This is a genomic window from Pantoea sp. NPDC088449 (assembly GCF_044753225.1).
Lineage (GTDB): Bacteria > Pseudomonadota > Gammaproteobacteria > Enterobacterales > Enterobacteriaceae > Pantoea > Pantoea floridensis.
Window position 1 is genome coordinate 69046 of the sequence record NZ_JBIVMT010000008.1, and the last position, 16864, is coordinate 85909.

18 protein-coding genes and 3 pseudogenes are annotated in these 16864 nt (G+C 49.3%); 11 read left to right on the forward strand and 10 right to left on the reverse strand.

All coding sequences use genetic code 11. The features are described 5' to 3' along the window. The first annotated feature begins 375 nt into the window (after nucleotides 1–375). Nucleotides 376–507 carry a hypothetical protein gene (locus ACIP6T_RS23710; RefSeq protein ID WP_400459541.1) on the forward strand — a complete coding sequence of 44 codons (132 nt, stop codon included), beginning with the start codon at nucleotides 376–378 and terminating at the stop codon, nucleotides 505–507. Nucleotides 508–624: 117 nt separating this feature from the next. Continuing rightward, a complete protein-coding gene (locus ACIP6T_RS23715; RefSeq protein ID WP_400459544.1) occupies nucleotides 625–795 on the forward strand; it encodes a hypothetical protein in 171 nt (56 codons plus the stop codon). 27 nt (nucleotides 796–822) lie between these two features. On the opposite strand, the gene ACIP6T_RS23720 is transcribed toward ACIP6T_RS23715, so the two are convergent. From ACIP6T_RS23720 to ACIP6T_RS23735, 4 genes and pseudogenes are all read right to left on the reverse strand, one after another. Further along, nucleotides 823–1086, reverse strand: coding sequence for a biofilm development regulator YmgB/AriR family protein (locus tag ACIP6T_RS23720; protein ID WP_097098474.1), 264 nt, complete (start codon nucleotides 1084–1086; stop codon nucleotides 823–825). A 231-nt stretch (nucleotides 1087–1317) separates the two neighbouring features. Next, nucleotides 1318–1626: a hypothetical protein gene (locus ACIP6T_RS23725; RefSeq protein ID WP_400459547.1), complete on the reverse strand. Its 309-nt coding sequence runs from the start codon at nucleotides 1624–1626 to the stop codon at nucleotides 1318–1320. A 1007-nt stretch (nucleotides 1627–2633) separates the two neighbouring features. Then, nucleotides 2634–3088 (reverse strand): annotated as a pseudogene (locus ACIP6T_RS23730) (Tn3 family transposase); the annotation flags it as partial. Next, nucleotides 3004–3315, reverse strand: coding sequence for a hypothetical protein (locus tag ACIP6T_RS23735; RefSeq protein ID WP_400459739.1), 312 nt, complete (start codon nucleotides 3313–3315; stop codon nucleotides 3004–3006). The gene ACIP6T_RS23735 and the pseudogene ACIP6T_RS23730, both read right to left, overlap by 85 nt. On the opposite strand from ACIP6T_RS23735, the pseudogene ACIP6T_RS23740 reads away from it, so the two are divergent. Then, a pseudogene (locus ACIP6T_RS23740) lies at nucleotides 3306–3807 on the forward strand (recombinase family protein); the annotation flags it as partial. The gene ACIP6T_RS23735 and the pseudogene ACIP6T_RS23740 sit on opposite strands and share 10 nt — an antisense overlap. A 21-nt stretch (nucleotides 3808–3828) precedes the next feature. On the opposite strand, the gene ACIP6T_RS23745 reads toward ACIP6T_RS23740, so the two are convergent. Beyond that, on the reverse strand, nucleotides 3829–4839 hold the full coding sequence (locus ACIP6T_RS23745) for a substrate-binding domain-containing protein (protein WP_400459550.1): 1011 nt from the start codon (nucleotides 4837–4839) through the stop codon (nucleotides 3829–3831). Between the two features lie 272 nt (nucleotides 4840–5111). On the opposite strand from ACIP6T_RS23745, the gene ACIP6T_RS23750 reads away from it, so the two are divergent. The 8 genes and pseudogenes from ACIP6T_RS23750 (at nucleotide 5112) to ACIP6T_RS23785 (ending at nucleotide 10867) form a co-directional block, all read left to right on the forward strand. After that, complete coding sequence (locus ACIP6T_RS23750) at nucleotides 5112–6167, forward strand: aryl-sulfate sulfotransferase (RefSeq protein WP_370659838.1); 1056 nt, start codon at nucleotides 5112–5114, stop codon at nucleotides 6165–6167. A 56-nt stretch (nucleotides 6168–6223) separates the two neighbouring features. Beyond that, on the forward strand, nucleotides 6224–7549 hold the full coding sequence (locus ACIP6T_RS23755; RefSeq protein WP_097098478.1) for a uracil-xanthine permease family protein: 1326 nt from the start codon (nucleotides 6224–6226) through the stop codon (nucleotides 7547–7549). 372 nt (nucleotides 7550–7921) lie between these two features. Next, a pseudogene (locus tag ACIP6T_RS23760) lies at nucleotides 7922–9080 on the forward strand (IS30 family transposase). Between the two features lie 70 nt (nucleotides 9081–9150). After that, nucleotides 9151–9411 carry a hypothetical protein gene (locus ACIP6T_RS23765; RefSeq protein ID WP_400459553.1) on the forward strand — a complete coding sequence of 87 codons (261 nt, stop codon included), beginning with the start codon at nucleotides 9151–9153 and terminating at the stop codon, nucleotides 9409–9411. A 39-nt stretch (nucleotides 9412–9450) separates the two neighbouring features. Then, a complete protein-coding gene (locus tag ACIP6T_RS23770; RefSeq protein ID WP_400459556.1) occupies nucleotides 9451–10089 on the forward strand; it encodes a hypothetical protein in 639 nt (212 codons plus the stop codon). A 7-nt stretch (nucleotides 10090–10096) separates the two neighbouring features. After that, nucleotides 10097–10162 carry a DUF4113 domain-containing protein gene (locus tag ACIP6T_RS23775; RefSeq protein ID WP_400459720.1) on the forward strand — a complete coding sequence of 22 codons (66 nt, stop codon included), beginning with the start codon at nucleotides 10097–10099 and terminating at the stop codon, nucleotides 10160–10162. Between the two features lie 203 nt (nucleotides 10163–10365). Then, nucleotides 10366–10611: a type II toxin-antitoxin system Phd/YefM family antitoxin gene (locus ACIP6T_RS23780; RefSeq protein ID WP_097098516.1), complete on the forward strand. Its 246-nt coding sequence runs from the start codon at nucleotides 10366–10368 to the stop codon at nucleotides 10609–10611. Beyond that, nucleotides 10592–10867, forward strand: a complete 276-nt coding sequence (locus tag ACIP6T_RS23785; RefSeq protein ID WP_400459559.1) for a Txe/YoeB family addiction module toxin — start codon at nucleotides 10592–10594, stop codon at nucleotides 10865–10867. Before ACIP6T_RS23780 ends, ACIP6T_RS23785 begins: the two co-directional genes overlap by 20 nt. Nucleotides 10868–11147: 280 nt before the next feature. Here ACIP6T_RS23785 and ACIP6T_RS23790 read toward each other — a convergent pair whose 3' ends face one another. The 5 genes from ACIP6T_RS23790 to ACIP6T_RS23810 all read right to left on the reverse strand — a co-directional run bounded on the left by ACIP6T_RS23790 (nucleotide 11148) and on the right by ACIP6T_RS23810 (nucleotide 16403). Next, entirely contained in the window at nucleotides 11148–11921 is a 774-nt protein-coding gene (locus ACIP6T_RS23790; RefSeq protein ID WP_400459561.1) for a nucleotidyltransferase domain-containing protein, read from the reverse strand. A 464-nt stretch (nucleotides 11922–12385) separates the two neighbouring features. Next, nucleotides 12386–13414 (reverse strand): tyrosine-type recombinase/integrase, encoded by a 1029-nt coding sequence (locus tag ACIP6T_RS23795; RefSeq protein WP_400459564.1) that lies wholly within the window; start codon nucleotides 13412–13414, stop codon nucleotides 12386–12388. Nucleotides 13415–14135: 721 nt separating this feature from the next. Beyond that, nucleotides 14136–14927 carry a hypothetical protein gene (locus ACIP6T_RS23800; protein WP_400459567.1) on the reverse strand — a complete coding sequence of 264 codons (792 nt, stop codon included), beginning with the start codon at nucleotides 14925–14927 and terminating at the stop codon, nucleotides 14136–14138. A 2-nt stretch (nucleotides 14928–14929) separates the two neighbouring features. Further along, the gene (locus tag ACIP6T_RS23805; protein WP_400459570.1) at nucleotides 14930–15361 is read right to left on the reverse strand and encodes a hypothetical protein; all 432 of its coding nucleotides are present in this window, start codon (nucleotides 15359–15361) and stop codon (nucleotides 14930–14932) included. After that, complete coding sequence (locus tag ACIP6T_RS23810) at nucleotides 15336–16403, reverse strand: hypothetical protein (RefSeq protein WP_400459573.1); 1068 nt, start codon at nucleotides 16401–16403, stop codon at nucleotides 15336–15338. The genes ACIP6T_RS23805 and ACIP6T_RS23810 overlap by 26 nt, the downstream gene beginning before the upstream one ends. Nucleotides 16404–16864: the final 461 nt, after the last annotated feature.

Sequence of the window (16864 nt, forward strand, 5' to 3'; positions counted from 1 at the left end):
ACACCGATATTACAGCCTCTTCGTGGCTTGCTTAAATCGCGACAGAAATTAATTCCGTCCGTTATGTAACCGGGCGCACAGTGGCTGCTTTAGCAGGGAAGAAGGTGAGATATGTGACAGTTTTATTATCTGCTCATGACGGAGAAGCAGGACCACCTGCACGTGAAAGGCTGCGCGTGCCTGGAGGATCACCCCGAGCGTCGTTTTCTGTGCTCCGCCATGAGTTACCGGCACGCGTATCAAATTGCGTCACAAAATGTGAAGGATGGCAAAGACGCCGACCACAACATACTGCCAGCGGGCAACAAAAAAACACCAGGAACAGCGACACCATAAAGCAGAAGGGCGGGAATCAGCCCTGCGGGAGAGCGCTGCATGTCTGAAAAACCGATGCCTGATGACGCCACGCCCCTGCCGGGCGAGGTACCCGAGCCCGGTCACGAGTACGAGGTGCTGGGCGGCGAAAGAGATATACCGCCCGACGGGGCCGCCACCCCGCTGATTTAAGCGCCTCCGGGCGTTTTTTTTTCGTACATATTTATGCGCACCGCTTACCGCGATACACTGTATATATCCCCAATAAGCGGAGCGTATCTGAAAAACGAAAGTGAAATACAGGACCTGATGCACGAAGCCATCGGGCTGGCCATCAGGCAAATACTGCGCCGAGGCGAATCAGTGAACCCGCACGAGCTCATCGGTACACTGTGGTGCCTGAAGGAGTCCAGCGCCAGTATGACCATGCGCGAGGCCTGCAACCGGGCTATCCGCCTCTTTGCAGGAAAACTGAACTGACGAATAGACTTGACCGGAGTTTCAGCCTCACAAAGCCTGACCGCCGGCATCGTCCGGCGTGTGGGTCACGATCAGCTCCAGCACGTCGCGCAGCACCGTTTGCCTCTGCGCGTCCTGCTCCTGCTCGAGCTCACTAATGACGTGAATAATGAGCGTTTTTTTGGTCAGCTGACCGCCCAAGGCCAGAATTGCCTTGATAGCTGCTTCAAGCTCATTACGCTCTGCCGTCAGCGTCTCGCCCAGGTTCTGCAGGCGGGCGCGAATGGCGGATACTGAATTTGTGTTTTTCATGCTGTGAAGGTCCCTGCCGGAACAACCTGAGCGGATGGCGGCGCTGGAAATGATTTCGTGATTTTATTATGTCGCTGGTTGAACAGCTTCCGCAGCGCATGCCTGACGTCAGTATCATTATAGGAAAGGGGAAGGTGAATATCGTTTCCTTGGCCTGACTATATTTATTTGATTCAGGTTTTCGTTCAAAGAACAGAGCGGGCACCCGTCGCCCGCGCTGGCGGAATGTGATTATCTCATTTCATCGTCTTCATCAGCCTGCAGACGGATGGCCGCCTCGCTGCCTCCACTGTGGTCGCCTGTACCAGAAAGCATCCAGCTCTTTGTCATGCCACCGCGGGCGCCCAGGGTACGCAAGCCACGCAGCCAGTCAATGGCAGCGCTGATGCGGGCAATGTGACTGCTGAGCTCTTCATCTCTCAATATCATGTTAAGCTCCGTCAGGAGCGAATCGACGGTTATTTCCTGTTCACGCACGGCAAGATTGACTGCTGCTTCACCAATAACTGCGTGACCGGTCATGTCTTCGCTGTACAACACGTTACACCTCGCTTAATTAACGAATGAGAATGAAGTTAACCACTCCTTAATTATATCAAGTTGGGTGTGAATTTTTAAATTAATCTATCGTTAGGGCCTATAGGTGAAGAAGGGTAAATATAATGAACCTTTTTAGTAAATTATAAATATCTGACGCGGCACTGGTTTTAAAATAATTTAAATTTATCTACCCGCAATATGGTTTTCGGGTACGTTAACTCCTGATGACTCCAAATCTGACAGTTTAAAGAAATATTTTAAAAGAGGTGACAGAGGCATGCTGCCGGAATCAGGCTCACAGAAGGAGCATGTCATGCTTATAGGGCGAGCCAGACGGCGTAAGGTGGCAGGCGGTTGTCCACCGTGCAGGCCGACTTGCACAGAATAATAAATATACCAGAGAATTCCGGTTTCGTCTTAAAGCGAAGCTTGTCTGCAGAAAAGACCTCCGTCACCCCTTCTGATTCATGCCGGAATAAAATTCATGATTTACACGAATATGTGTCCAAGGACGTATGCCAGATGCAACAGCACGATGATTTACCCACCGCTCAGACTGTGAAATATTTCCGTTCTGACTACTGTGAGCGGCAACCGGCATTGTATTCTTTGCGTCCACTTTTAGGGGATATTTTCGTAAGAACATGGCTTTAGAATAATCACTTATACGGTCCGAAATTTTGCGATATTGACCGTTATATAAACTTTAACGCCATTCACAAGCAGGCGCGGAATTTGCCTGTCCCTTTCAATAGCTTTTCCGCCGGAAATTCAACTGATGTTCAGATGAACGTCGCGGCTGAACGGAGCGGGCCAGTCAATGCATGACTAATGGAATGAATAAGTCAGTCTTTTAAATATTAGATAAGAGCGCTCGCTCTGGAATATAAAAAACAGCTGGCACTGGGTTAATGTCCGTCTTTCGCTCATAGGGAACCTTAAAGCATCAAGAATTTCTGTAGATTTTCCATTCCGCATAAATAGTGTTCTATAACACGACGGCGTTGGTGACTAGCTAGCCCCAATGCGCCCAGTTGATCTTCCTGACCATCAGTATATCGCCTTCTAATCTCACCTTTCTGACCGTGACAGATAGTTCTGGTAATGGCATGGCGGCTTTCTCCCCGGTTAAGTTGGGTCAGGATGCGCCTGCAGTAATCTTCATCATCAATATAATTAAGCAGATACAGCGTTTTGTTAATGCGTCCCACTTCAATGATTGCCTGGGGCAGTCCGGAGAGACGTTCACTTTCAGTAATGAACGGACCAAGAGCTAAGCCTGTACCTTGCCCAGCTTCAGGGAGCCTGTGACCCGGATCATTTCGTCCCATTGAAAGGCTATTTTTCGGGGATGTGACTGCCCTCTGGCAATATCATTCAGCACGTCATAATCGGCGCCATTGTCCATGCGCCAGAAAACCAAAGCACCGGCATCAGCCAGCCGCGTGGAAAACTGGTATCCCGTCGTCTCAGGCTGTCCTGCAGTTGCCTGAGAAAGCACAGCGTGTATCCCCGGCGGGGGATATGTTTTTCTTTATTAATCACCAGTCGTTTCCATGGCTGGCTGATGAATTCCGTTGGTGTGTCGTCAAAATGCTGTCGTCGTGAGCTGAACTCGCAGCTGAGGTAATCGCAGGCAGCCAGGGTGGTGCTCCCGGCGGGAGCTGCTGAAAATTTGACGGTATTCAAGGGATGCTGGCATCAAAGCCAACCGCATTTTTACCGACAAGGCATACGGCAGTCATACAGATCGTCAAGGGTTTGATTTGCGGTGCATGGAGGTGGAGGAAGGTGATGCCATTCTGGTGAAGCAACTCGACCGCCTTGGCCGCGATACTGCCGATATGATTCAGCTGATTAAAGCGTTCGATGCTCAGGACGTGGCTGTCCGGTTTTTTGACGCCGGGATCAGCACCGATGGTGAAATGGGGCAAATGGTAGTCACAATCCTCTCAGCAGTAGCCCAGGCTGAACGCAGAAGAATTCTGGAGCGCACAAACAAGGTTAGACAGGAAGCTAAGCTTAAAGGAATCAAATTTGGCCGCAGGCGTTCTGTAGACAGGACCACTGTACTGGCGCTTCACCAGAAGGGTGCAGGCGCAACAGAGATAGCCCGGCAGCTAAGTATAAGCCCGCTCAACGGTTTATAAAATTCTGGAAGATTTCTTTGATGTTGCTTAATCATGTCTCTTATCCGAAGCATTATGACGCTCTGCTTGAGGCTCTGACCACCAGTTCTGGCATTTGCCCGCAGCTGCCGACCACGTTATGTCCGGCCAGGACTTCAAACAGTAGCATGATGGCCTGACGGGCGATCTCATCAAGGTGCATGTTCACCGCCGTCAGCGGCGGCAAAGATTCCCTGGCGCGAATACCGTCATAACGGGTGGCTAAGCGCATCTGCTGCGGTATGGCGATCGCCGCATTTTGAAAAGCGCGCACGCAGCCGCTGGCAAAGGTATCAACCAGTACCAGGACTCCATTGACTTTGGGATGTTCCTGCAACATCTGACGCGCTGCCCGATAGCCTGCAGTTTCCCCTTCATGCTCATCAAGGTAATAGATCACCGGCTCCTGCCGCTCCTCACACCAGAGGCGATAAGCTGCCTCCGTTTCCTGCGCGGAAGTCCGCGGCGTATGCCCGACAAAGAGCGCGCAACAATCGGCGCCTTCTGTCTGCAGGTGGGTCAGCAATAGTTTGGCCGTCGCTTCCGAGTGCAGATCCACCCACGGTACCGGTGTCGGTGTTCCCGGCGTACGGCCAATAGTGATGCATGGGATCCCCGCCTGTTGCAGAGCCTGCAGTTGCGGATCGTTTTCGGTGGGTTCAAGCAGAATGGCGGCATCAAAGGTCACCATGTCCAGCGGGTTCTTTCCGGGCGGGACCAGGATCAGCGCATGCTGCTTCTCCAGAGCCATAATCGCCGCCGTAAGCGCGACCTCCATCATAAATCCCAGCTTCGATGCTCCGGAGGCGATGGTCAGCGGCAAGGAAGAAAGAAGCGCAATAGTGTTGGTTTTCCCGGTACGCAGCTGGCGGGCGCGAATATTAGGCGTGTAGTTCAGCGCCTGAATCGCCTCTTCGATGCGTTGCCGGGTCTCAGGTTCGACAAAACGGGTGTGATGTAACGCATTAGACACGGTGCCAGGCGATACGCTGGCAAGGCGTGCAACATCAATGAGTCTGGCGCGTTTTTTACCTTGAGCAGTCATCTGGCTGACGTTCCCTCCCTAAAGTTTACGATCGAGGGTAGCACATTTCCGAGTTAGGAATTTCGGCACTATTCCATAACAAAATCATATTAAAAAAGCGCCCGTTTTCCGTAGCTCTCTGGCGAGTATTCCTATCTAATGACGCTTCATTAAAACGTTTTAATTGCGCATTTTGCCAAAAAATAATCGTTTCAGGAGGCTATGTGGCAAATTTATCTGAGGATCCTGCATTCACCCTCGGGCGTCGTCCGAGCGGGCTGACCTTCTCCGATATGGAGAAAAGCTTTGGCGGCTATACGCTCTTCGCCCCTCAAACTGCCGAAGGCCGGGTATATCTGGTTGATGAGTTTGGAAGAGTTGTGCACCAGTGGCAGCTCCCGGTTCGTACCGGACGCGATGCCGTGCTGCTGCCTAACGGTAACCTCGGCTATAACGGTAGCCACAGCACGTCGGCCAACCTTTATCCGGCCTGGGATCTCTGGCACGGTGGCGATTTTTATGAAGTCAATCCGGATAACGAAGTGGTCTGGCATTATGAGGATATCTTCCATCACCACGACGCGCAGTGGCTGGAGAACGGTAATCTGTTGTATACCGCGGCGGCGCCACTGCCGACAGAAATTTCCGCTCGGGTTACCGGCGGCGATCCGCGCCGCGATGCCCCGGACGGCGTCATACAGAGTGATGTCGTCAAAGAGGTCAATCGCGACGGTGAAGTGGTATGGGAATGGCGCGCCTGGGAGCACCTGGCCCCGGAAGATTTTAAGGTTCATGAGATCTTCGACCGCCGCCACTGGCCGATGATCAACGGTCTGTCGGTCACCCGCGACGGCCTGGTGCTGATGAGCCTGCGTACCACCTCCGGGGTGATTGCCGTCAATAAAGAGAACGGCAGCGTGGTCTGGCACGTGGGGCCCGATGTCGTCGCCCAACAGCACACCCCGATTGAGATGGAAAATGGTTCGATTCTGGTGTTCGATAACGGTAACCTGCGCCCCGGCGTGACCTCGCCACACTCCACGGTGCTGGAGTTCGACCCGCACACCCAGGCTATTCGCTGGCAATATCGCGATATTTTCCCGCCGGCCTTTTTCTCACCCTATATGGGCAGCGCTCAGCGCCTGGCCAACGGCAATACCTTTATCTGCGAATCCGCTTTCGGCCGCCTGTTTGAAGTTACTCCGCAGGGGGAAACGGTATGGGAATACATTATTCCTTACTTCAATGAATACCCGGAGCATCTTAGTAAGGGGATCATCCCCGGTAAGCATAATAGCGCCTTTCGCGCGCATCGCTACTCGGCCGATGCGCTACCGTGGCTTAAATAATCGCTCTTCGCCGGCGCGGGTCGGCGGGGATGTTCTCACGTCTTTGGGAGGAATTTATGCCGTATTATGACTCCGCCGTGCCGGAAAGCGAAGCCTTGCCCTGGCAAACTAAGCTGCTGCTGGCCCTTCAGCATGTGCTGGTTGTGGCCGCTACGCCGATCACCGCCGTTTTTCTTATTGCCCAGGCGCTTCACTTCAGCGATGGCGTCACCACATCGCTGCTAAGCGCCACCTTTCTGATGTGCGGGCTGGGGGCCATCCTGCAAAGCCTCGGTATCGGCAGTTTCGGCGCGCGCCTGCCGTTTATTATGGTTCCGGGTGGCGCGCCTATCGCGATCTTCATCGCTATCGCTTTACAGACAAATATACAGACGGCAATTGGCGCGGTGATCTTAACATCGCTGTTTTATTTTATTGCCCTACCCGTTTTTCGCCGTTTTCTGCACCACCTCCCGCCGTTTATTATCGGGATTATGCTGCTGCTGGTCTCCATCAACCTGATTCGTCTGTATGGCGGGCTCATTATTGGTCAGCCGGGCAGTAGCCACTTTGCACAGCCCACGAACATTATTCTGGCACTGGTCACCATCCTGATTACGCTGATCTTCGCCCTGGCGTTCAGCGGCATCCTGCGTCAGCTGTCGGTCATGTTTGGCCTGCTGGCGGGCACACTGCTTGCTATGCTGCTGGGCAGCGCCGATTTTAGCGGCGTCAGCCACGGGCCGCTGTTCAGCCTGCCGCAGCTGTTTCCGTTCGGCTGGCCAATCTTCAATCTGTCAGCGTCTCTGCCGATGTTAATTTATGCGGTGATTTCTATGGCTGAAGCAACCGGGCAAACGATTGCCACCGCAGAGATTGTCAAATCGACACAAAACGTCCGTCAGGCCATTCCCCGCACCATCCGCGGCGACGCCGTTATCTCGCTGCTGGGCGGCATTTTCGGTACCTCGTTGATTATAACCTCCGGCGAGAATATCGGCGTGGTTAGGACCACTAACGTCAAATCACGCCACGTCACGGCGATTGCCGGATTGCTGTTAATACTGATTGCGTTATTCTCTCCGCTGGTGCGCCTTGCCACCTGTCTGCCCGGTCCGGTGGTCTGCGGGACGGCAGTGATCGTCTTCAGTATCATCGGGGTCATCGGCATCGATATGATCGCCCGTGAGCCGCTGCACAAGCCGGGGAAGACCTATGCCTTGGCCACTGGTCTGGCGATGGGGATGTTGCCGATCCTCGTGCCTGGCTTGTACCAGAATTTCCCTGTCGCAGTGCAGATGGTGCTGGGTAACGGCATGGCGGCGGGTACCCTCACCGCGATCGTCGTCAACTCATTATTCCTGATGAGCGAAAAGCGGGCCGCCGTGCGACTAAAAGGCTGAAACGTTACGCCGCTTTGACCCGTTACAGAAGCAGTGGCACCAGTTGAACGTCAGTACAAAACTCGCCAGCAAGCGGGACTAGGCGTGTGTTTTTACGCCGGAACAGCCGGAATTCCGTGACTACAGTTTCAGGCTGGCAACCAGTGCATCCAGGTCAATAATTTCATCGCTGCTCTGGAAGGTATAATGCCCCTGCAAAGGGGGCTGAAGCCCTTATAGTGAGTTTTCGTTCCACTGAGCGTCAGACCCCTAACTGAGCCCAGGCAATTTCTGTAGCAGAACATCTAACAAAACACGACAGCTCAGATACTCAGCGACCTGATAAAGCCCTGTTGTCCGTTAACGCTATTCTTAAACGAGGAGGACGTTGCCATGAAACGAAGAACGCGCATTAACTACACGTCGGAACAGAAAGCGATTATTAGGGCAGATATAAACAAGGTGATTCCCTGCATGACATCGCCAGAATGTTCGACAGATATCACTCTTCTGATAGGCCCATCATCCATCAAACTGAGGGATAGCGCCCCCCCACCCGAAAACGGCACCGGCTGTCTCTTTCGCCTGACGAAAGGGAAGATATATCCAGAGGACTGGTAGCAAAAATCAGCATCAGGGAGATCGCCAGAAAATTATCAAGAGCGCCCTCGACTATTAGCCGCGAGATCCATAGACACGGAGGTTTAAAAACAATATCGTGCAGCACATACTGACAAAACAGCATGGGATAATGCCTTGCGGCCTAAACCCTGTAAGTTAATAGAATGCCCCACATTATGTATAGTCATTGCAGAGAAAGTGCATCAGGACTGGACGCCAGAACAAATCGCCGGTTGGCTGAAACGCTTTTATCCCGATAACCAGGAAATGCATGTGTCACACGAAACAATTTATAAAACGCTTTTTATACAAACCCGGGGAGCTTTAAAAAAGAGCTGAAGCAGTGCCTCAGAAGCGGAAGAACAGTACGTAAATCCAGAACGACATCGCTTAAAAGGAAGGGATTTGGCTCATTCCCGGATGCGATACCCTTCAGCGAAAGGCCACCTGTAGCCACAGACAGAGCCATACCATGTCACTGGGAGGGAGAACTGATACAGGGTTCTAAAAACTCTTATATTGTCAAGATGGTAGAACGCCATTCCCGCTTTGTTATGCTGGCCAAAATCAGGGACAACAAGACCATAACCATTATATCTGTACTCATCAGGCAAGCCCGGGAATTACCTGTTGAGCTCTATAAAACATTAACATGGGACCGGGGCGCAGAAATGACCAGCCACACCCGGTTTACTGTAGCCCAGATATTCAGGTTTACTTCTGCGATCCTCAATCCCCCTGGCAACGCGGCTCCAATGAAAATACAAACAGATTGCTCAGGCAGTATTTTCCAAAAGGAACTGACTTATCGGTTCACAGCCAGCAAAGACTAAACAGTGTTGCCAGACAGCTCAACGAGAGGCCAAGAAAAACGCTAGACTATGAATCACCCGTAGAGGATTTTAACCAATGTGTTGCATCCATCGGTTGAACTCACAGTTCATAGCTGACCTTAAAGCACCAATAATTTCTGTAGATTTTCCTTCCACATAAATGGCGACATGTCGGCACGCATGATGGCTATTCTGGGCGAAATGGCAGCCGGTCAGGAGGTGTATTCAATAGATGAAAGCTTTCTGGACGTCACCGGCATTGGCAGCCTTTTTCCCCTTGATAAGTTCGGGCAGCAGATGCGCACGCGCATCAGAAGGGAAACAGGACTGACCATTGGCGTGGGGTTTGGACCGACCAAAACACTGGCCAAGCTCGCTAACTATACGGCGAAGAAGTGGACGCAGACAAACGGCGTGGTGGACCTGTAAGAGAGAAGTCGCCAGCGTAAACTGCTACAGCTGATCGACGTGAGTGATATCTGGGGAATTGGACTACGCATTAGCGTTCGCCTTAACCATCTTGGCATCACCACGGCACTGCAACTGGCGGATAGTAACGTCAGCATGATAGGAAAGAACTTTGACGTTATCGTTGAGCGCACAATGCGTGAACTCAACGGTGAGTCCTGCCTGGCGCTTGAGGATGCGCCTCCGCCTAAGCAACAGATAGTTAACTCGCGCTCCTTCGGGCAGCGCATCACCCGACTTGAGGATATGCAGCAGGCGGTGGTGCTCTATGCCACTCGTGCGGCGGAAAAGCTCAGGGAGCAGCAGTCACGCTGCCGGCACATCAGCGTATCGATCGCTACCGGGCGTCACGATAATGAGCCGCAGTATTCAAATACGGCCTCCCGCATCTGCGATTATCCGACGAACGACACGCGTGACATTATCGCGTCAGCGCTTGGTGGACTGAGCACAATCTGGCGGGAAGGCTACCGGTATGCAAAAGCCGGCGTCATGCTGGGCGATTTCTATCAATCGGGCGTGGCGCAATATTACATGTTCAGCGAGCAGCCGCCGCGTGCAAACGCAGATGCGCTGATGTCGGCGTTGGACAGGATAAACCGCTCCGGCCTTTGCGGGACAGGGCGCGCGGGACAGTAGTTGGCAGATGAAAAGAGAAATACTGTCACCGCGTTATACGACGCGACTGGGTGATATTCCTCTAATCAAATAAAACACTCATGGAAGACCGGCTTTGTAAAGACATATAGTTTTCATTCCGGTGCCCAGATGTAAAATTTTACACAAAGCCTTATTTAACCGTCCTGCAGGGCTCTGCGTGTTGTCTTAACCCTGATATGAAATCGTGACAATTTAAAATTGTACTTATTTGAGTACATGTTTCATAATGGTCATCAACTGATGGGGGTTAATAACATGCATTCAATCAATTTTACCGATGCACGCAAACATTTCGCAGATACGATGAAGCGTGTCACCGACGACGCCGAGCCTGTCCGCATTATGCGCCGCGACGCACCTGATGTTGTGATAATCGATGCGGGAGAGTATGAGGCACTGATGGAAACAGTGTATCTGTTCAGCAACCCGGCGAACGCAGCGCATATTAATGAGTCAATGAAACAGGCGGAGCGCGGCGAGTTTGTCGAAGTGGAATATTAAGTTCACGAAAAATGGCGCTGACGACCTTAATTACTGGCGTGATACAGACAAAAAGAAGTTTGAACGCGTCCGGCAGTTGCTTCACAGCATAGAGGCCGATCCGCTGACCGGCATTGGAAAACCTGAACGGTTACGGCATCACAAAGATCCGGCCCTCTATTCGCGCCGCATCGATCAGAGCCACCGGCTGATCTACTCAATTCAGAACGGAGAGATCATTATCTATGCAGCCCGCTATCACTACGGCGATAAATAGTGATAGCCAGTCAGCCCACCCTTGCGGGCTTTTTTCATGTCCGGCGGGATGCAGATATAACATCTGTGGACCGTTCAGCCTGAAAAAATGAGATATCTCTGGCGGATAATGTATCCGCTGTCACGACACATGCCGGATGGGCGCGTCAGAACGCCATAAACGTTCCATCATGCGATGTCGCTGTTATTTTCTGAATCCTATGCCTCGCGTTAAGCATCCGGAATGTATCACGATGCTGAAGTAATGGTGTCTGCACAAGCCTCTGCCGGCTTATGCGCGATTACCGGTTACGCGTGCTGAACTCGGCATTCAGCCAGTAGGAAAATGTAGAGACTCTACCAGCAAAAGTCATGATGTCGCCGCGTGGGCGGTGACTGATGCTGAGCAGGTAATCCATTTCTTCCGCGAGGGCCGGATACCGGTCATTAAATTTTTCACGATGCTCCTCCAGCGTTGACGGCCAGTCCGTATCTCTTTCATCTCTCAGAATGTTTGTCGCCCTGATAGCTTTGCGTGCCGCCGCCCGCTGGAGCGCATGCCGCTGTGAAGGCGCAAGGGAGGGCTTCATCCGTGAAATATAGTCGTTCAGCACAGTATGAAAATCACCGTTAACAGCAATCGCGATACTCCTTGAGGGTCTGAAAGGTTTGAAGCGATCACGCAGATCTTCACCATAAATGCAGATGCAGTGATGTTTCAGCCAGTAGCCCCAGCGCTCTGCGCTGGCAGGCTGCATAACGGTATCCAGAACGCCTGGATCAATATCAATCTTACTGATGACCGGATGATGCTGCTCAAGACAGGACACAATTGCCATAAGTTCACTCGTCGCGAGTTCATCCGGCTCACGTCTGAATATCACCGTCAGGTCGAGGTCAGAAACCGACTCTTTTGCTCTGCCTTCAGCCAGGCTGCCATAAACATAAACACTGTGGATCAGTTCGGGCATCACGGCCCCCAGTTTCTGCACTACGTCAGCGATTAGCGGCGAAAATGCCGGCTGAAAGCCGCTGAAGGCAGGCAAAGGGATGAAACCGGTTTTATCGATGGCCATATGTTTTCCTTCGCATCATGCATGATTCATTCAGGTTAATTCAGGCAGCCGCACAAAACACCTACGTTAGCAGCAGCAGGGGCATTCTCCCGTTCAGATTCGCAGCACACAGACCCTGCGCAGATATGCGGATCCTTACCCCTATAAAAAAGTACAGCTCTCGCCGCGGATGTTGATTAAAAGCCAGAGTAAATAATGCACCAGCTTAATGACTTACCAACAGCAGGTATGCTGTGAATAAATGACTGTCATTTACAACTCATTGTAATTAAATTATTTTTCTGACAGAAAAGGGCCAGCTGCAACGGAGGTAACTATGGTGAGGTCTGAGCCCGGAGATGCCAGGAGGAGTGGGGAGCCGGCCTCAGGGGAAAATATTTTTAATAAGCAATTTGCCATGAAAATCCTTTTGACAAGCGGTGGCCATACCGGGGAATTTCTTAACAGGCGCCCAGCAGGCCAGACTAATCATCATCTTCCATCAGCGCCACCATAGCACCTTTATGCGCCTCAACCATGCGGATATACCGCATCACCGTCTGGGTCTGCGTCCAGGTGCCTTCCTGCATGATCTGCGCGATGGATACGCCTTTTCTGGCCATATCCTGCGCGGCGCCGACGCGCGCGCTGTGGCCGCTCCAGCTGGCGTAACGCCCCTTATTGGTTTCCTGGCGGGACGTCTGGCCAGCATACCGCCTTGCCCGTCGCCAGATGTCTTCCAGGCTTGGCGCACTCATGGGCACGGTCGTGACACCGTTAACCTTATTTGACCGGTGAACGGGGCAGAACAGGACAGCATCGGGCTCGTCCGCCAGGCCCGCCGCGCGGATCCACGTCAAAAGCCGTCCTGAAGAGCGCGTGCTCAGAGCCTTGACGATGCCGCCGGACTGCAGGATGGTTTTGGTCCAGCCCACGTCAAGAATAACGCGCCCGTCGGTCGCGCGCGTGACGTCACGCACCCGCAGGCGTGATAGCTCGCTCATCCGCAGGAGAGTGCCGTACGCCACGTGAACGAAAGCCAGATCCCGCAGGTGCTGTAGTCGGGGCGATTGCTGCCACAGCGCGTCCAGACGGTCGAGATCCGGACGGCAGAAGGGCACAGCCTGTCCCGTACGCTCGCCGGACATGATGGCGGTGCGGTTAATTTTTTTTCTGGCGCGCACCACGTCGGGTGATACCGTCGGAGGGATCAGGCCCGCGTTACGGTGTAACATTGCGATCAGCGCGGCGTGAACCGAAACGGTTGACGTTGCACGGCCGGCGGCCTGCAGGTGGAAAAGGTAGTCCTGCAAATCCTCCGGCGACATGGGCAGGAACGAACGCCGGTTTTCCTGCGACCAGCGCCAGCAGATCCGCATGACGCTCAGCAGCTGGCGCCACGTATTGGGTGAAAAAGCCTCGCGGTGGCGGACGAAAGCCGCCAGCCTTCCGGTCAGGTCATCATCCGGCGCCGTTCCTGGGATGAGGTCGGTAAAAACGGAGAGATCTTTCATCCTGTTCAGTTTTCCCCCATTTACGCTCTGGCGACGCTACGTGAATTCTGTGAAAACAGCCGGGCGGTTACCCGCCAGATTTCACGTAACGCTGCCGTTTTTTTAAGCTGCCGGTATATAGCACCGTCGGCCGCTTTCATGCCCGGAAACGGTCTATATAAACGACCTCATTGATAAGGATTTGGCCCGGAACCGCATGATACAGCTTTTCCGGCCCCCTGTCTGGACTTATATAAAGATAATTATATAAGGTTAGTCGTTTAAGCGAGCGTTTGATTTGGAGGATAGGTATCGAGACGTGAGGGTTCGTATAACTCCCATTATATGAAGTTGAAGTGGTGTGTGATTTACAATCAGCATTTTGGGATGAAGCATTAAATCTTGGCAGGATGATGCGTTATAAAATTTATTATATAAGGTTGGTAGGTTGAGTATGTCTTTGGTCTAGCAAGAGGTTAGGGCCTCTCTAAGTTTACAAAACTAACATTAAATGAAGTTAGGATCGTATGTGATGATCTTGTAGTGGTAGGGTGCTGATGAGCAAGGACTAGGCTAATTAAAAGGTAAATACGAGCCCTTCCACTTCACAAAGTTGAGTTAGCTCTGTTAAAACGATCTAGTAGTGTCCGGGTACTGACAAGAGATTAGGCTGGTAAATCCAGGATTAGCAAATTGAGGCCTTTTGAAAAAGTCGTGGCCAAACGAAGGTTACATGAACTGACTATTCAATATCATCTGGATCAAAATCTTTTCCTAGAAATACTTTCAAATTTTCAAATAAAGACTTGAGATCTTTTTCATCAAAATCTTCATTGAACCAAGCACTTGTATACTCTCTTATTTTATTCTTCGCTTGACCATTCTTAATTGATTTATTAGAAACTCCACTTTTATCAGCAGGCTCATGGTATAAATCAGCAAAGAAAACCCTTATTTCAATTGGATCACCATTTGGTTTTTTTACTACAACATCATAGTGATATTGATTATTTTGTGTGAAATCTTCTTTTTTTAAATGACCTAAGCAAGGTTCCACGAGGTGTAAATTTTTTTTTCGATTACAATATTTCACCCAATCCTTACCGAAAAGGTATTCAAGCCAGCGGATAAAATATAGGCGAGCATCATTTTTTTGAAAATATATTATCAAGCCTGCATTCTCGTCTCTTTTTACATAGCGAGTTACTAACTGCAAAAGTCCTTCAAATATTTTTGAATTATCATAACCAATTTTAGCTTCACCAATCCATTTATATAAACGATCTTTAGTAAAAACTGTTAAGTCAACAGAACCTACTTGTTTTGTTTGTTCAGAAGCATCATACCCAAGCCATGAAAGACCATTAACTATGTAATTTGTAATTTTATCCTCATCATCAGAAAAATATTTATCACTTGTATTTTCTAATGAGACAATAATTTCATTAATATCCAAATAGAGTTTGCTAATAAAATCTGATTTACTAGAAAATGAATGCCTTGCAGTAAGCTCAGAGAGTGATTGTAAGTCCATTTTTATTCTTTATAGTTAATCAAACAATAAAACGATAGATTTCGAGGGTCGAAGTCTTCGATCTCATTTCCATTTTCATCTACTGGTTCAATGGATTCTTTTAAATAATTTTGAAACTCGTCTTCATTTATTCTTAAAAAATCGGTTCCAACATAGTAACAGTAATGTATACTGAAAAGTCGAGAGTGTCCGCCACCAAAATATCTAACGAGATCAATGAGTTCCCCGTCATTTTGCAAGCCAGTGGCTTCTTTCAATGTTGGAACTGTGTAAATCTGCAGTTCTTCATTATCCTGAATAAAATCCAAAAGCAAATTATAGTTCGCATATTCATTTCTCTTAAACTTAGGGAAGAAAGAAACTAACTTATTAAGTTTTTCCCTTTGCTCATTAACTATATCAGCCATTTTATTTGGCTCTTTTGAGGATGTCATTTACCACCCCGTAATGAACAGCATTATCTGAAGATTGTTCAAAGTAAAACATTTCACAAAACTGTCTATTAACCCAATCTACCCGATTAGTTTCAAAACCTATTTCGTTATGATGCAATTCTTGATTTGTATGATAGTCAAATCTTACAGCAACCCCAAAAACCTCAAGCTGGTTAATAGTTTTTGTATTTCCTTGGCTAGTATTAACTACAGCACGATTGCGGGCATCATACTTTGGATTTGTTCTACATTTTAGTGAGGCATCTTCATCACCAGTTTTATCAATAAAATCCACTTGAACGACTCGCCCATAGGATGAGTCATTGTAAGCATTTGTAATAGCTTTGAAAAAGTTAACAGTGTTTAGCTGCAGGGTAATACGCTGCTCTGCCAGTATTCCTAAAAATTCATTTCTTAACTCTGTTGATGCCTTGTTGCATAATCTTCGACCTAATTTTCTATCGATACGATATTCTATTCTGCTCAAATCATTTGGAATGAAAACAGTATTAAAAAACTGCACCGGATACTGGTTGCCACTTAGCTTAGACTTACCAGAAATCCTTTTCATAATAACATATGAAAAGATGAAAGCCGTGCCGTCACCTAAATTTTCTATCGCAGTAAGATGATGCCCTGGAGTACTAGGAAGTCCAGTATTATCGTCAAGCTTAGAAGGAAAGGCATCTGAAAATGTTTGGTTAAATTTATTATAATGCGTAAGGGAGGTTAAGGCCTGAGTTTGGCTTCCAGGCATAATCTCATCAATAGCATAATAGCAATTCGCGCTTGTTATAATTTTGACTGCAATGAAGCGTAGGTTTGCTAAAGTTGCATGTGGCGAACCAGCACTTGGGTTAGTAATAGTTTTTAATAATGATGCAGATGTACTCGCCCAGCGGGAAGTGATGTTAAAACCGTGACGGCTTCCAATACGGTGGAGATATTTAAGTTGCTCGGTTTGCTCAAGACCTAAGATTACTAAATTTGGGTCTAAACTACTTGAAGTCAACGCTGATAATGTTGCGGGCTGTGCTGTCATAGTATCATCCACAATGATTCAAAATATAAATAATTGACCATTTTTCTTCATCCCCCTCAATTGGCGAAGCAATAGGGAGCACATCCGAACTAAGCCATAAAATTGCTAGTCTTAAGATAATACCGTGAGATCACATCTTCACCAAATCTTTTCTTTTCAATGACATATGAAGAGGGGATAGTATAATTTAGTAAGGTTTTTCAATCAGATAGTAGTTCAAGACAGGATTCTGACTTTCACAATACCTTTCAACAACAAATGGTGAGAAAGATGGTCAGCCCATGCAGTGCTGTAATATGTTCGTAACTTTTTCAATCCCCCAGTGACTAGTACTGTAAACTGCTATATTTAACATAATTATGATTTTGCGAAATTTAATAATCCTTTGATAATAAACCATAAAAACATCATAATACACTTACCGTCAAGCACGTAGTATTGACTTCCTTGAATTACGGATA

Bases quoted from the DNA above. Each gene is read 5' to 3' on its own strand.
- ACIP6T_RS23710 (WP_400459541.1), top strand. From the start codon at position 376: ATGTCTGAAAAACCGATGCCTGATGACGCCACGCCCCTGCCGGGCGAG.
- ACIP6T_RS23715 (WP_400459544.1), top strand. From the start codon at position 625: ATGCACGAAGCCATCGGGCTGGCCATCAGGCAAATACTGCGCCGAGGC.
- ACIP6T_RS23720 (WP_097098474.1), bottom strand. From the start codon at position 1,086: ATGAAAAACACAAATTCAGTATCCGCCATTCGCGCCCGCCTGCAGAAC.
- ACIP6T_RS23745 (WP_400459550.1), bottom strand. From the start codon at position 4,839: ATGACTGCTCAAGGTAAAAAACGCGCCAGACTCATTGATGTTGCACGC.
- ACIP6T_RS23750 (WP_370659838.1), top strand. From the start codon at position 5,112: ATGGAGAAAAGCTTTGGCGGCTATACGCTCTTCGCCCCTCAAACTGCC.
- ACIP6T_RS23755 (WP_097098478.1), top strand. From the start codon at position 6,224: ATGCCGTATTATGACTCCGCCGTGCCGGAAAGCGAAGCCTTGCCCTGG.
- ACIP6T_RS23765 (WP_400459553.1), top strand. From the start codon at position 9,151: ATGTCGGCACGCATGATGGCTATTCTGGGCGAAATGGCAGCCGGTCAG.
- ACIP6T_RS23780 (WP_097098516.1), top strand. From the start codon at position 10,366: ATGCATTCAATCAATTTTACCGATGCACGCAAACATTTCGCAGATACG.
- ACIP6T_RS23790 (WP_400459561.1), bottom strand. From the start codon at position 11,921: ATGGCCATCGATAAAACCGGTTTCATCCCTTTGCCTGCCTTCAGCGGC.
- ACIP6T_RS23795 (WP_400459564.1), bottom strand. From the start codon at position 13,414: ATGAAAGATCTCTCCGTTTTTACCGACCTCATCCCAGGAACGGCGCCG.
- ACIP6T_RS23800 (WP_400459567.1), bottom strand. From the start codon at position 14,927: ATGGACTTACAATCACTCTCTGAGCTTACTGCAAGGCATTCATTTTCT.
- ACIP6T_RS23805 (WP_400459570.1), bottom strand. From the start codon at position 15,361: ATGACATCCTCAAAAGAGCCAAATAAAATGGCTGATATAGTTAATGAG.
- ACIP6T_RS23810 (WP_400459573.1), bottom strand. From the start codon at position 16,403: ATGACAGCACAGCCCGCAACATTATCAGCGTTGACTTCAAGTAGTTTA.